General features: G+C 52.9%; 10 protein-coding genes. 3 read left to right on the forward strand and 7 right to left on the reverse strand.

The window, feature by feature from the left end; translation table 11 throughout:
• Positions 1-267: 267 nt before the first annotated feature.
• Positions 268-1479: a serine/threonine transporter SstT gene (gene sstT, locus ACFO3I_RS00880; RefSeq protein WP_377330959.1), complete on the reverse strand. Its 1212-nt coding sequence runs from the start codon at positions 1477-1479 to the stop codon at positions 268-270.
• Positions 1480-1603: 124 nt separating this feature from the next.
• Entirely contained in the window at positions 1604-3889 is a 2286-nt protein-coding gene (locus tag ACFO3I_RS00885; RefSeq protein WP_377330961.1) for an EAL domain-containing protein, read from the reverse strand.
• 168 nt (positions 3890-4057) lie between these two features.
• Here ACFO3I_RS00885 and ACFO3I_RS00890 point away from each other — a divergent pair, with 168 nt between their 5' ends.
• A complete protein-coding gene (locus ACFO3I_RS00890; RefSeq protein WP_377330962.1) occupies positions 4058-5206 on the forward strand; it encodes a tetratricopeptide repeat protein in 1149 nt (382 codons plus the stop codon).
• Between the two features lie 6 nt (positions 5207-5212).
• On the opposite strand, the gene ACFO3I_RS00895 is transcribed toward ACFO3I_RS00890, so the two are convergent.
• Genes ACFO3I_RS00895 through ACFO3I_RS00905 form a run of 3 tightly spaced genes read right to left on the reverse strand, consistent with a single transcriptional unit; the run spans position 5213 to position 9486 of the window.
• Positions 5213-5950, reverse strand: coding sequence for a phosphoadenylyl-sulfate reductase (locus tag ACFO3I_RS00895; protein WP_377330964.1), 738 nt, complete (start codon positions 5948-5950; stop codon positions 5213-5215).
• A 15-nt stretch (positions 5951-5965) separates the two neighbouring features.
• The gene (cysI, locus tag ACFO3I_RS00900) at positions 5966-7681 is read right to left on the reverse strand and encodes an assimilatory sulfite reductase (NADPH) hemoprotein subunit (protein WP_377330965.1); all 1716 of its coding nucleotides are present in this window, start codon (positions 7679-7681) and stop codon (positions 5966-5968) included.
• Positions 7681-9486, reverse strand: coding sequence for an assimilatory sulfite reductase (NADPH) flavoprotein subunit (locus ACFO3I_RS00905; protein ID WP_377330967.1), 1806 nt, complete (start codon positions 9484-9486; stop codon positions 7681-7683). Before ACFO3I_RS00905 ends, cysI begins: the two co-directional genes overlap by 1 nt.
• Before the next feature lie 212 nt (positions 9487-9698).
• Between ACFO3I_RS00905 and ACFO3I_RS00910 the strand changes: the two genes are divergently transcribed.
• Together ACFO3I_RS00910 and ACFO3I_RS00915 are read left to right on the forward strand one after the other, a co-directional pair.
• Positions 9699-10487 (forward strand): DUF2884 family protein, encoded by a 789-nt coding sequence (locus ACFO3I_RS00910; RefSeq protein WP_377330968.1) that lies wholly within the window; start codon positions 9699-9701, stop codon positions 10485-10487.
• A 52-nt stretch (positions 10488-10539) separates the two neighbouring features.
• Positions 10540-10893, forward strand: a complete 354-nt coding sequence (locus ACFO3I_RS00915) for a RidA family protein (protein ID WP_377330970.1) — start codon at positions 10540-10542, stop codon at positions 10891-10893.
• On the opposite strand, the gene ACFO3I_RS00920 is transcribed toward ACFO3I_RS00915, so the two are convergent.
• Entirely contained in the window at positions 10890-11657 is a 768-nt protein-coding gene (locus tag ACFO3I_RS00920) for an alpha/beta hydrolase (RefSeq protein ID WP_377330971.1), read from the reverse strand. The two genes, ACFO3I_RS00915 and ACFO3I_RS00920, sit on opposite strands and share 4 nt — an antisense overlap.
• Positions 11657-11815, reverse strand: a complete 159-nt coding sequence (locus ACFO3I_RS00925) for a hypothetical protein (RefSeq protein ID WP_377330973.1) — start codon at positions 11813-11815, stop codon at positions 11657-11659. The genes ACFO3I_RS00920 and ACFO3I_RS00925 overlap by 1 nt, the downstream gene beginning before the upstream one ends.
• Positions 11816-11836 lie beyond the last annotated feature (21 nt).

Genomic DNA, 11836 nt, shown 5'->3' on the forward strand with positions numbered 1-11836 from the left:
TGCTCTGAAGTCGCTGATTTGTGTTGTCCTTGACCATCATGATGTTCGGGGTACCCGCTAAGGAATAGTAGCCAACTCTAGGGCTTGTTGACGTTTCAGGGTTATTTTTTCAGCAGTCTGGCCGGTTTTTATGCCAGGCAGTGCGAGTGCAGTGTAGTTAGCCTGCATAAACGAGCACTAACGCAGCAGAAAGACCGGCCAGGCGCTGCCCTTTGGGTTCGTCTGGCGGACACAAAGCACCCCGGTCACTGACCGGGGTGTATCACCTTATTCGGATTGACTGACCGCAGCCGTAAAGACTACATCGGTGGAGCTGTTTAACGCGGTTTCGGCGCTGTCCTGGATCACCCCAATAATAAAACCAATGGCCACCACCTGCATCGCAACGTCATTTGGGATGCCAAATAACGAACAAGCCAGAGGGATCAGCAACAAGGAGCCACCGGCCACGCCAGAAGCGCCGCAGGCCGATACTGTGGCCAGCAGACTCAGTAAAATGGCGCTGGCAAAATCGACCTGGACCCCCAGAGTGTGCACTGTGGCCAACGTCAGTACAGTAATGGTAATAGCCGCACCCGCCATATTGATGGTGGCTCCCAGCGGGATGGACACGGAATACAGTTCTTCTTTTAACTCCAGCTTTTCACATAGCTGCAGGTTGACCGGAATATTGGCGGCAGAGCTGCGGGTAAAAAAGGCGGTCACGCCGCTCTCACGCAGGCAGCGCAGCACCAAGGGATAAGGATTACGGCGAATTTTGAAATACACCAAAGCAGGGTTTACCACAAAAGCGATAATCGCCATCGAGCTCAGTAACACGGCAATCAGCCGTCCATAGCTCGCCAGTGCGCTGAAGCCGGTAGTGGCAATGGTGTCAGCGACCAGACCGAAAATCCCCAACGGAGCCAGCCGGATAATAAATTTCACCAGTGACGACAAACCATGGGATAAATCCGAAAACATCAGTTTGGTATTTTTGCTGGCATGTTGCAGCGCAATACCCAAGCCCACAGCCCAGGCCAACACACCAATATAGTTGCCGGCAATCAGCGCATTAATGGGGTTATCCACCACTTGTAACAACAAGGTTTTCAGTACCTGGCTGATGCCTTCCGGCGCCGCAATAGCTTCCGGAGAAGCTTCCAGTACCAGCGTGGTTGGAAAGGCAAAACTCAGAACCACAGCCACCAGAGCCGCCAGGAAGGTACCAAACATATACAGCACCAGCACAGGGCGCATTGCACTGTTGTCGCTGGCTTGTTTATTGGCGATAGCCGAAGCCACCAACACAAACACCAGCAAAGGAGCTATCGCTTTCAACGCCTTTACAAAGACAGTGCCGAGCAGGGACAGTTGCTTGCCAAGCTCTGGTGACGCCACAGCCACCAGAATACCCAACAAAATACCGATCACAATTTGTGGCACCAGGCCAATACGCAGCAACTTTTGCAGCGGAGAAACAAGAGTCGAACCTGTCATGGAGGAGTGTTCCTGATTGATGCCGGAGTGCGTGCTCCGGCTTATTGGAATAAGCCCCCGATTCTGCCGAAAAAGCCTACAGACCACAAGTCAGAGCAGGTCAGCAGCTCCGCGCTTTCGACAATCAGGTGGGCTGAAACTGCATGGATTCAGGGTGCAGCAAATTAGGTGTCGGATTTTGGCTCAGCAACCGCTGCCAATAACAAATGGGCTGGGGTGCACTGAACAGGTAGCCTTGCAGTTGCTGACAACCCAAGGTCTGCAGGAAACGGCGCTGCACATCCAGCTCTACGCCTTCAGCCACCAATTTCAAATCCAGCGTCTTCGCCAGCTGAACCGTGGTGTGCAAAATGCGTACAGTACGGCTATCTTGCGGCACGGCTCGCACAAAGCGCCGGTCAATTTTTAAGGTGTCTGCCGCACAATCCACCAATTGGCTTAATGACGAATGGCCGGTGCCAAAGTCATCAATGGAAATACTGAAGCCATACTGGCTCAGCGCTTTAAGGCGCTTATGCAAGGTCGGGTGCTGCACTGCAATATTGGTTTCGGTAATTTCCAGCTGCAACTGGCTGGTCAGCCAGCTATGGTCGGCGCCCAGACTCATCAACTCAGCAAAGAAGCTGTCATCCAGCAATTCCGGGCCGGCCAGATTAACCGCCACCGGGTACACCCAACCTCTTTCCTGCCAATCTTGTAATAAACGCACGGCCTGCTGCAGCACGCACCGGGAAAACTGCACAATAATGCCTTGCTGCTCGGCCAGTGCAATAAAACGGTCTGGTGTCACCACTTCGCCATTTGGGGTCCAGCGGCTCAGTGCCTCAAAACTTTGCAGCTCACCTGTTGGGCTGACTTTAGGCTGCAAATGCAATTCCAGCTGATGCAGGCGCAGGGCGTCGCGCAGCGCATTGCCCAGGCGGTAATCCTGCTCCAGCTTTAACGCCGAACCCGGGTCGTAAAAACTTAATGGCTGTGCCGGATTGCTTTGCTCCAGCGCCAGCTCGCAGCGCTCCAACAGCACCAGCGGTTCGTCCGTCGTCAAACGGGCAACCGCCAGACCAAACTGATAATGCATGCGGGCTGGAAAGCCATCGATGTTGATTTCGCTTGGCAGATTGGAACAGAGCATCTGAGCCAGATGCACCGGGTCAGTCGCATTCAGATTGGCCTGCAGCCAGATGGCAAACTTCACGCCACGTACCCGTGCCAGCACGGCGTCGGCCGGCAACACGGTCCGGCTTTTTTCAGCAAAACGCTGCATCAGCCGGCTGCCAAAGTCGTAGCCATATTGCTGATTCAGGGTTTTGATATGACATAGCCGCACTATCACCACTAAGGCAAACTGATTCGACTGCAAAGTACTGAGACGTTGGGTACCAAGCTCGAGAAATCCGGCCCGGTTTGGCAGACTGGTCAGGCTGTCGTAATGCTGCCAGACATCCAGCTTCTGCTGATGCTGTTCAAATTGTTGCTGCAGGCGTTTTAGCGGCGTGATGTCCTGCAAGTTCAGAATATGGTGACCACTGCTGGTGCGGATCACATGTTTCAGCTGCATATAGTGGTTCGGGTCGGCCTGCAACTGGCATTCAATTTTGTCTTCTGCCCAATGCGCCGGGTCTAAGGGGCCCGCCTGCGTCTGCAGCAGTTGATCCAAACGCAGCGGCTCAGTTTCACACTGCAACAACTTACGGGCTAAGCCATTGGCTTTAATCACTTCACCTGTGCTGTGCACCAGCAAGGTCGCCGAGCCATTATTTTCAAACAGCTCTTCGTAATAATTATGGCTCTGTTCCAGCTGCAGATTTAGCACGCCAAGACGGCGCGAAGTGCGGCGTAAGGTGCCAAAAATCCGCGCAAACGCCAGTGGCATACAAAGGTTAAAAAACAAAAACAGCAGGCCATGCAGATACAAGGCGGTGTCAGGCAAAGTGAAGGACCAAGGGGTCAGATGCAGCGGCTGATTCAACCACACCATGTAGCCAAAAGGCACTAAGTTCAGCAGCATAAAAAACACCGCCGCTCTGAGTCCAAAAAACATCAGGCTGATCATTGGCAAGGTGTAGACAAAAATCACTCCCAGCTTAGCCAGGCTGAAATCATCAATAAATAATGACATGCAGAGACCTGCCCCTATCACAACGCCCAACAGGGCCACAGCCCCAGCTTTGGTGTGATGGCGTGACAAATACAAAGCGGTCAGCAAAGAAACGTAGAAACTGCAGGTGATGGCAATAATATGATAAGAACCTTGCAGCCAGGCTTGCCAGGAGCTGTGCAGTACGATCACCAGCACCAGCGCCAAACCCGACAGTAAAATAATCCGCAGCACACTTTGTTGCCAAAGTGCAGGCTCAGCAGAAGCTAAGTCTTGCTTCGTCAGTCGTAAAAATTGTCGAAACCACTGCATGACGGATATCTCAGCTTTCTGCGCAAGGCGCATACATTAGCAGAGCCATTATCATTTTGTCTAAAAAATCACAACTAATGCACTTCAAAAAGAAAATTTGTTGTTAAACGATGGGTAAATATGTAATAAAACAACAACTCTCTGATTATGTTTCAGACAGGAAGTCCTATGCACACCAGGTTACTATGGCTGATTGCGATATTGATGTTGGCAGGCTGCCAGAGCAATACTGCCCCCCAAAAAGTGACGGTCACTATGCCGGCATTCGAGCAGCATTGGTCGCCTGCTCAGGTGCAGCTGCCAGAATTGGATCACTGGTTTGAGCTCACGCCAGAACAACAGCAACACTTCCTGAGCTTTTTTAATAACCCTGAATTTGCTGACCAAAGCCCGGCCCAACGCTTGTCTTCTTACCTGCATAACAAGCTGGTCAGTTTCCATTACCTGGGTGAAAACCTGTCTGCGTCAGAAGCTCTGCAAAAAAATCAGGGCAATTGCCTGACACTGGCGGTCGTGACCACAGCCCTGGCGCGCTTGGTCAACATCAACCTTGGTTATCAGTTGGTGTCGTCACAGCCGGTCATAAATGTGAAGAATGGGGTCTGGTTAAGCTCAGACCATGTGCGGACTTTATTGTATAAACCAGCAGAACCAGGCAAACCTTTATTGGACCGTGGTTCGATAGTGGTGGATTATTTCCCGGACGCCGAAGATGTCAGCGGCCCTAAGCTGGCCGAATCACGCTTTCGCGCCATGATCTTCAACAACCTGGCCGCAGATGCCTTTATAGCCAAGCAAAACGCCAACGCCTATTTGTTAGCCAAAGCAGCCTTGGAACAGGACCCGACTTACACTCCCGCCATAAACCTGATAGCTCTGACACTGACACGTGACGGCGCCCTTGGGTCAGCGCAAGACTGGTTTGAGTATGGCAGTCACAGCACAGAACCAAATCTGAGCCTGCTGGCCAATTACCGGGACTTTATGAAACAAGGTGGCGAACTGCAAGCGGTACAGCGGATCGAACAGCAAATCGAATCGGTGCATTTCGGCAATCCTTTTGCTGACTTAGTGCTGGCACTGGAAGCTTATCATCATCAAAACTTTCCCAAAGCTCAAAGGTATTATCAACGGGTGCTGAAGCAAGCACCGCATTTACAAAAAGCCTATCTGGCTTTATTGGATATTTACCTGAAAGATGGCCAGTACCGGGAAGCCAGGCAGGTTGCCGAAACCGCGATGCAATACGCCTACGAACCTGGCCTGCAAAACTTTTACCTGGCTAAGCTGGCGGCGCTCAGCCAGCAGCCAGAGTAAGGCCTGTTAAATACCGTCACCGTCCAGATGCAGGCCGCATTCGCGGCCAAAACCATTAAAGCGAGTGTCTTCTTCGCTCATGCCCAATTCCAGCTTGCGGGTGGAATGCACATCACCGACCGACACATAGCCTTGCTCCCATAATGGGTGGTAGGGTAAGTCGAACTCTTTCAGGTAATAAAAAATGTCTTTGTTAGACCAGTCCAGTATCGGCTGCACTTTCACCACACCACGGCTGATTTCAACAAAGTTTTTGTCGGCGCGGCTTTTCGACTGGCTGCGCCGCAGGCCGGTAAACCAGGTGCCCACCTGAAGCTCTTGCAGTGCCCGTTGCATCGGCTCTACTTTGTTCACCTGATTGTACTGCTTCATACCGCTTTCGGTTTGCCACAGCTGGCCAAAACGGGCTTCCTGCCAGGCCGGGCTCAGTGCAGAGCGGTACACCTTCAGGTTCAGATCCAGCCGCTGTTGCAGCTCGTCGACAAACTGGTAGGTTTCCGGAAACAAATAGCCAGTGTCGGTCAGTACCACCGGAATATCCGGCTTCTGCCGGGTGACCAGATGCAACATCACCGCGGCCTGAATACCAAAGCTGGAGCTCAGCATTGGTTGCTGTGGCAAATTGGCCAGCGCCCATTGCACCCGTTCGGCCGGATGCATTGGGGCCAGCAGCGCATTGACTTCATCCAGCCAGTGCTGCTGTGTGTTCTGGTCCTGCTGGACTATCGCGTTCACACTGCTCATGCTCTACTCCCGCCCTCAGGCATGGAAATCGGTTTTTGACACTTTGACTTCCGCAACCACACCGGCGCGGATCACAAAATCACCAAAGCCTTCACCATCCCTGCGCTCTGCGACCCAGCGGCCAATCAGCTCGTCCAGCGCCTGCAGAATTTGCGCTTCGCCAACGTTGTCCAGGTACAACTTCGGAATACGGGTGCCTTCACGGTTACCACCCAGGTACAGGTTGTATTTACCCGGACCACGGCCAACCAGACCGGCTTCGGCCAACATGGCGCGGCCACAACCATTCGGGCAGCCCACCACCCGCAGGATCAGGTGGTCGTCCGCAATGCCGTGACGGGCCAGCATGGATTCGACATAAGTCACCAGCGTCGGCAGGTAACGTTCTGCTTCCGCCATTGCCAGTGGGCAGGTTGGCATCGACACACAGGCCATCGAGTTTTTCCGCTGCTCTGTGACGCTGTCGTTGATCAGGCCATGCTGGCGGGCCAGTTGCTCAATCTGCGCTTTATGCTCGGGGGCCACGCCGGCAATAATCAGGTTCTGATTAGCGGTAATACGGAAATCACCTAAATGAATGCGGGCAATTTCCGCCACCCCGGTTTTCAGGCTTTTGCCCGGATAATCCAGCAAGCGGCCATTTTCGATAAACACCGTTAAGTGCCATTTGCCGTCAATGCCTTCCACCCAGCCAAAACGGTCGCCACGACCGGTAAATTCGTATGGACGGCTTGGCTGGAATTTCACGCCAACGCGTTTTTCCACTTCAGCTTTAAAGTTATCCGCGCCAATCCGGTCAATGGTGTATTTGGTTTTGGCATTTTTACGGTTGACCCTGTCGCCATAGTCACGCTGCACTGTGACCACATGCTCAGCCACTGCCAGCACATGTTCCAGGCCGATAAAACCAAAGTCTTCGGCTTTACGCGGGTAGGTGCCTTTATCGCCGTGGGTCATTGCCAGGCCACCACCGACCAGCACGTTAAAGCCAATTAACTGACCCTGCTCAGCTATGGCGACAAAACTCAGGTCATTGGCGTGCACGTCCACATCATTTTGCGGTGGGATCACCACAGTGGTTTTAAACTTACGCGGCAGGTAAGTTTCGCCGAGGATTGGCTCCACTTCTGTGGTTTCGACCTTTTCTTCGTCCAGCCAGATTTCGGCGTAAGCGCGGGTTTTTGGCAATAAATGCTCAGAAATTTTTGCCGCCCATTGATAGGCCTGCTGATGCAGCACCGACTCAACCGGGTTCGAAGTACAGAGCACGTTACGGTTGACGTCACCTGCAGTGGCAATCGAATCCATGCCGATTTTGTGCAGCATCTGGTGCATGCTTTTGATTTTTGGTTTTAACACACCGTGGAACTGAAAGGTTTGACGGGTGGTTAAACGAATGCTGCCGTACAGCGTATTGGCACCGGCAAATTCATCAATGGCCAGCCACTGAGCTGTAGTGATAATGCCGCCTGGCAAACGGGCCCGTAACATCACATTGTGCAACGGCTCCAGTTTTTGTTCGGCACGCTCAGCCCTGATGTCGCGGTCATCTTGCTGATACATACCGTGGAAGCGGATCAGCATAAAATTGTCACCGTTAAAACCACCGGTGATTTCGTCTTTCAGATCCTTGGTAATAGTGCCGCGCAGCAGCTGGCTGTCTTTTTTCAGCCGCTCGTTGTCCGACAACTGGCCCTGAACCTGAAAGTCCGGATTGATTGGGTGAGTCATTAGTATACGTCCTTCTGATAACGTCTGGCCTGACGTAAATCATCAAAATAAGTTTCTGCCTGTTCAGCGTCTAAGCCGCCGTATTGCTGTGCGATTTGCAACAATGCCTGGTGCACATCTTTTGCCATCCGGGCGCCGTCACCACAGATATACAGATAAGCACCTTGTTGCAGATAGGCCCAGACGTCGGCGCCTTTTTGCAGCAATTTATGCTGCACATAAATTTTTTCGGCCTGGTCACGACTGAACGCCACATCCAGCCGGTTCAGTACGCCACGTTTTAAATAGTCCTGCAGTTCCACCTGGTAGAGGAAATCCTGAGTAAAACTCGGGTTGCCGAAGAACAACCAGTTTTGTCCGGTGGCACCAGCCTGATCCCGCTCTTGCAGGAAAGCCCGGAACGGCGCAATGCCAGTGCCAGGGCCAATCATCAGCACAGGGGCCTCATGATCAGGCAAACGGAAGTTGTCGTTGTGTTCGACAAAGACCCGCACCTCTGCGCCTTCGTCCAGCCGGTGCGCTAAAAATCCTGAAGCGCCGCCTAAATGTGGCTGGCCAAAAGCATCGTAACTGACCACGCCGACGGTCAAATGCACTTCTTCACCGACTTCGGCTTGCGAGCTGGCAATCGAATACAAACGCGGCTGCTGTTTACGCAGCGCATCTACCAGATTTTGGGCATCAATGGCCGCCGGGTATTGCAGAATCACGTCCGCCGTCTGGTGCTGCTCTAAAAAGGCCCGCAGTTTGGTTTTGTCAGCCACCAGTTCCAGCAACACCGGCTGCTGAGTGGCCTGTGCATACTTCTCGACAAAAGACGGGTAAGACTGAGTCAGTTCCAGCTGGCTGATTAACGCCTCGCGTATTGTCAGTTCAGTGGCAGCCACCTTTACTAAGGTATCGGCCGCGCAGCCAGTCAGTTCAAGGATAGAATCGACCAGTTGTTCATCATTACTAAAATACACCCCTAAGGCATCGCCCGGCTGATAGGTCAGCCCGGAACCGGCCAGATTGATTTCGATATGCCGCACATCTTTGACCGAGTCGCGACCGGTAATTTTCTGGTCAACCAACAACTCTGCGGCAAAAGGCGTTTCTTTGCTGTATGGACTGTCATGCGATGCCGCCTGACCTGGCCAGGCAATCACCTGTGCTGAAGCGTTACCCGCTTGTTTTAATTCAGGGGCAAAAGCACGGATGGCGGTGTCGGTCCAGCCCGCAGCAGCAGCGGCATAATCCACATCCAGCAGCGCGGCCTGATGCAGCCGGGTCGCCCCTAATGCCTGCAGCTGCTCATCAAAATCAGTGGCAGTTTTACAGAAAAACTCATAGCTGGTGTCACCCAAACCTAATACGGCAAATTTCAGCTCATTCAGCTTCGGAGCTTTTTTGCTGAATAAGAACTTATGGAAAGCCACCGCGCTTTCTGGTGGTTCCCCTTCGCCGTAGGTGGAGGTCACAATCAGCAGGTACTTCTCTTTCGCCAGCTGATTGGTTTTGTAGCTGGCAATATCCTGCACCTGCACCGCCAGACCTTGTTGCTCAGCTGCGGCTTTAATTTTGTTCGCCACACCTTTGGCATTGCCGGTTTGCGAGGCGAATAAAATGGTCAGGCTTGCCGACTCTTCGGCCCGAGCTGCAGCACCGGCCGACAGACTTTGCCCGGCAAATTGAGCAGAAGCGGCCAGATAGCCACTGACCCAGGCTTGCTGGATTGGGTTAAGCTGGCTGACCAGTAGTTGCAGATCTTTGATTTGCTGCGCCGACAGCGGGCTGGCCTGAGCCGCCAAAGATGCCAAAAGCATGAGTTCACCTGTAGTATTAACACTTCAGGCATTTTAGCCATCTATACGGATGCTGCAGAAATAACCCTTCTCTCTGCTTTATTCCGTTTGGTTATTAAAATAAAGTTTGTATGCCTGACCCGTTGGTGATCGGAATCACTGCCTGGCCCTTATTCAGGCCGGATTCAGTGCCTGCTGTTCAGGATGCCGTCAAAGTCCCGGAGGTAACCCCCATGAAGTTAATGATGATCCTGCTGGCTGGCCTGAGCAGCACAGCCGTCTTTGCCAGCCAGTGTGGCCTGCAGTTGCAGCAGGATTTAACCGTCAGCCCCAGCCAGATCAGCCTGCAACAGGGGCCACAGCAACTGTGGCGGATGGACACCCAAGGCCGGCTATGGCAGCAAAGCCAGCCCGTCGCCGTCAGCCAGCCGCAACAACAATTATTGCAGCGCTATCAACAGCAACTACGCAGCCAGGTGACGGCCTCAGCCGCCTTAATGGATGACAGCCTGCAACTGGCCCGCACTGTGCTGGACCAGAATCTGCAGCAGAGCACAGGCCAGGGCCTGAACCGCTACCCGCAAGTGCAAACTGTGGTGCAGCAACTGGAGCAGCAGTTAAATCAAATTGTTGAACGCAAAGATTCGTCCATCTATGTGTATGGCAGTCAACTGGCAGCAGTGGATCATAATCTGGCGCAGGATGCCGAGCAGAAAATTCAGCAGGCGATGCTGAAAATCAGCAGTCAGATGATGCTGACGCTTGGCCAGCAGGCGTTGCAGGGCAACGGTACCGCCGCCGAAAAAATGCAGCGGTTCAGTAATGGCGTTGGCCAGTTCAGCAACAAATTAAAAGCGGATCTGAAATCTGGCAGTGCACCACTGCAACAGCGTGGTCAGCAAATTTGCCAGCAACTGCAGCAGCTGGACCAATTGGAAAGCCAGATCCAGCAACAGATCCCGGCCTTATCGGGTCTGGATTTAATTGACGGCACCAGTGCAGGTTTCAAAGCAGGCCTCTAGACGCGAGACGCCTCAGCCGTTAGTCTCGCTGCACAACCAAAGAGGAAGAAGCATGATCCAACGCATATTGCCGGGTAAAAGATACAGTGAAGCCGTGATTGCACAGGGGCTGATGTTTTGCTCTGGCATGGTACCGGAAAACACCGACGCCGATGCCACAGCTCAGACTCAAAACGTGCTGCAACAAATCGATCAGTTGCTCGCCAGCCAGGGCACAGATAAAAGCCGGATTGTCGATGCCACTATTTATCTGGCGGATATGGCCGACTACAACGCAATGAACGAAGCCTGGGATGCCTGGGTGGCCGAGGGTCATGCACCTGCACGGGCCACTGTCGAAGCCCGGTTGGCCGACCCGCACTGGAAAGTGGAAATCAAAGTGGTAGCGGCGTTAAGCCAAAACTAGTGCGAGCCGGCTGACGGCTCAGCCGGAAACAGCGCCACTAATAAGTCATCCAGCAAAGGTTGCCAGTTGTCCCAATCGTGGCCTTGTTCCACTTTGAGCCGCACCAGTTGATGGCCTTGTTTTTCCAGCAACTTCATCATTTGGGTATTGGCGTGCAGATTGTCATTGCGGTTACCCACCGAATAAAACAGCCGCATCTGTGGACCTTGCCGCTTTTTATACTCTTGCCTGAGCAGCGTCAGATGCTCTGAGTTGGCCGGTGACTGCAAACCATACAGACCAAACTGCTCAGGCAACATCAAACCAAAACACAACGCATTGGTCGCACCAAAGGACAAACCCATAATGCCGCGTTGCCCGCGGGATGGCTGAATACCAAGCTGAGATTCCACCTTAGGGATCAGCTCATCGCGATAGAATGCCGCGTACTGGGTGTTGCATAAATACTGCTGATTGCGGCGGTCCTGCGTTAACTGGTCGGGGTCACGGCTGTCGACGAAAACGACATAAAGAGGGCGAATTTGCTGTTGTTGGATCAGTTGTTCCAGCACAGCAATCATCTTGCCTTGTTGCAGATAAGCGGCGCCGTCTGAAACATAAAGAATGTGCTGAACTTGTTGTCCGGTCGGGACTGCAGGCCGGTACAACCAATACTGCAGCGGATACTGCAAAGTTTGACTGTCGAGGCGAAAAAGTTCAGCCCTGTCCACTTGCGCGGTCAGGGCTGAGCTGCACAGCATCAGCCAAAGCCAGCTGTATTTCATCAGATCTTGCAGGCACCGCCTGCACAGTCGTCACCACCATCCTGTAACTCTGCCAGTTCGGCCAGCTGCGCTTGTTGCTGCTTATCCTGGTCCGCTTTGGATTTTTGTTCCGCGGCGTCAAAATCCAGATGGTCTAAATCAAAATCAAAGTCACTCATTGTCCGTCCTCCACTGCTTTG

The sequence above is a fragment of the Rheinheimera marina genome, from assembly GCF_042654345.1.
In the GTDB taxonomy this organism is placed as follows: Bacteria; Pseudomonadota; Gammaproteobacteria; order Enterobacterales; family Alteromonadaceae; genus Pararheinheimera; species Pararheinheimera marina.

Coding starts and splice junctions, on each gene's coding strand:
- ACFO3I_RS00885 (WP_377330961.1), bottom strand. CDS start 3,889: ATGCAGTGGTTTCGACAATTTTTACGACTGACGAAGCAAGACTTAGCT.
- ACFO3I_RS00910 (WP_377330968.1), top strand. CDS start 9,699: ATGAAGTTAATGATGATCCTGCTGGCTGGCCTGAGCAGCACAGCCGTC.
- sstT (WP_377330959.1), bottom strand. CDS start 1,479: ATGACAGGTTCGACTCTTGTTTCTCCGCTGCAAAAGTTGCTGCGTATT.
- ACFO3I_RS00920 (WP_377330971.1), bottom strand. CDS start 11,657: ATGAAATACAGCTGGCTTTGGCTGATGCTGTGCAGCTCAGCCCTGACC.
- cysI (WP_377330965.1), bottom strand. CDS start 7,681: ATGACTCACCCAATCAATCCGGACTTTCAGGTTCAGGGCCAGTTGTCG.
- ACFO3I_RS00905 (WP_377330967.1), bottom strand. CDS start 9,486: ATGCTTTTGGCATCTTTGGCGGCTCAGGCCAGCCCGCTGTCGGCGCAG.
- ACFO3I_RS00915 (WP_377330970.1), top strand. CDS start 10,540: ATGATCCAACGCATATTGCCGGGTAAAAGATACAGTGAAGCCGTGATT.
- ACFO3I_RS00925 (WP_377330973.1), bottom strand. CDS start 11,815: ATGAGTGACTTTGATTTTGATTTAGACCATCTGGATTTTGACGCCGCG.
- ACFO3I_RS00890 (WP_377330962.1), top strand. CDS start 4,058: ATGCACACCAGGTTACTATGGCTGATTGCGATATTGATGTTGGCAGGC.
- ACFO3I_RS00895 (WP_377330964.1), bottom strand. CDS start 5,950: ATGAGCAGTGTGAACGCGATAGTCCAGCAGGACCAGAACACACAGCAG.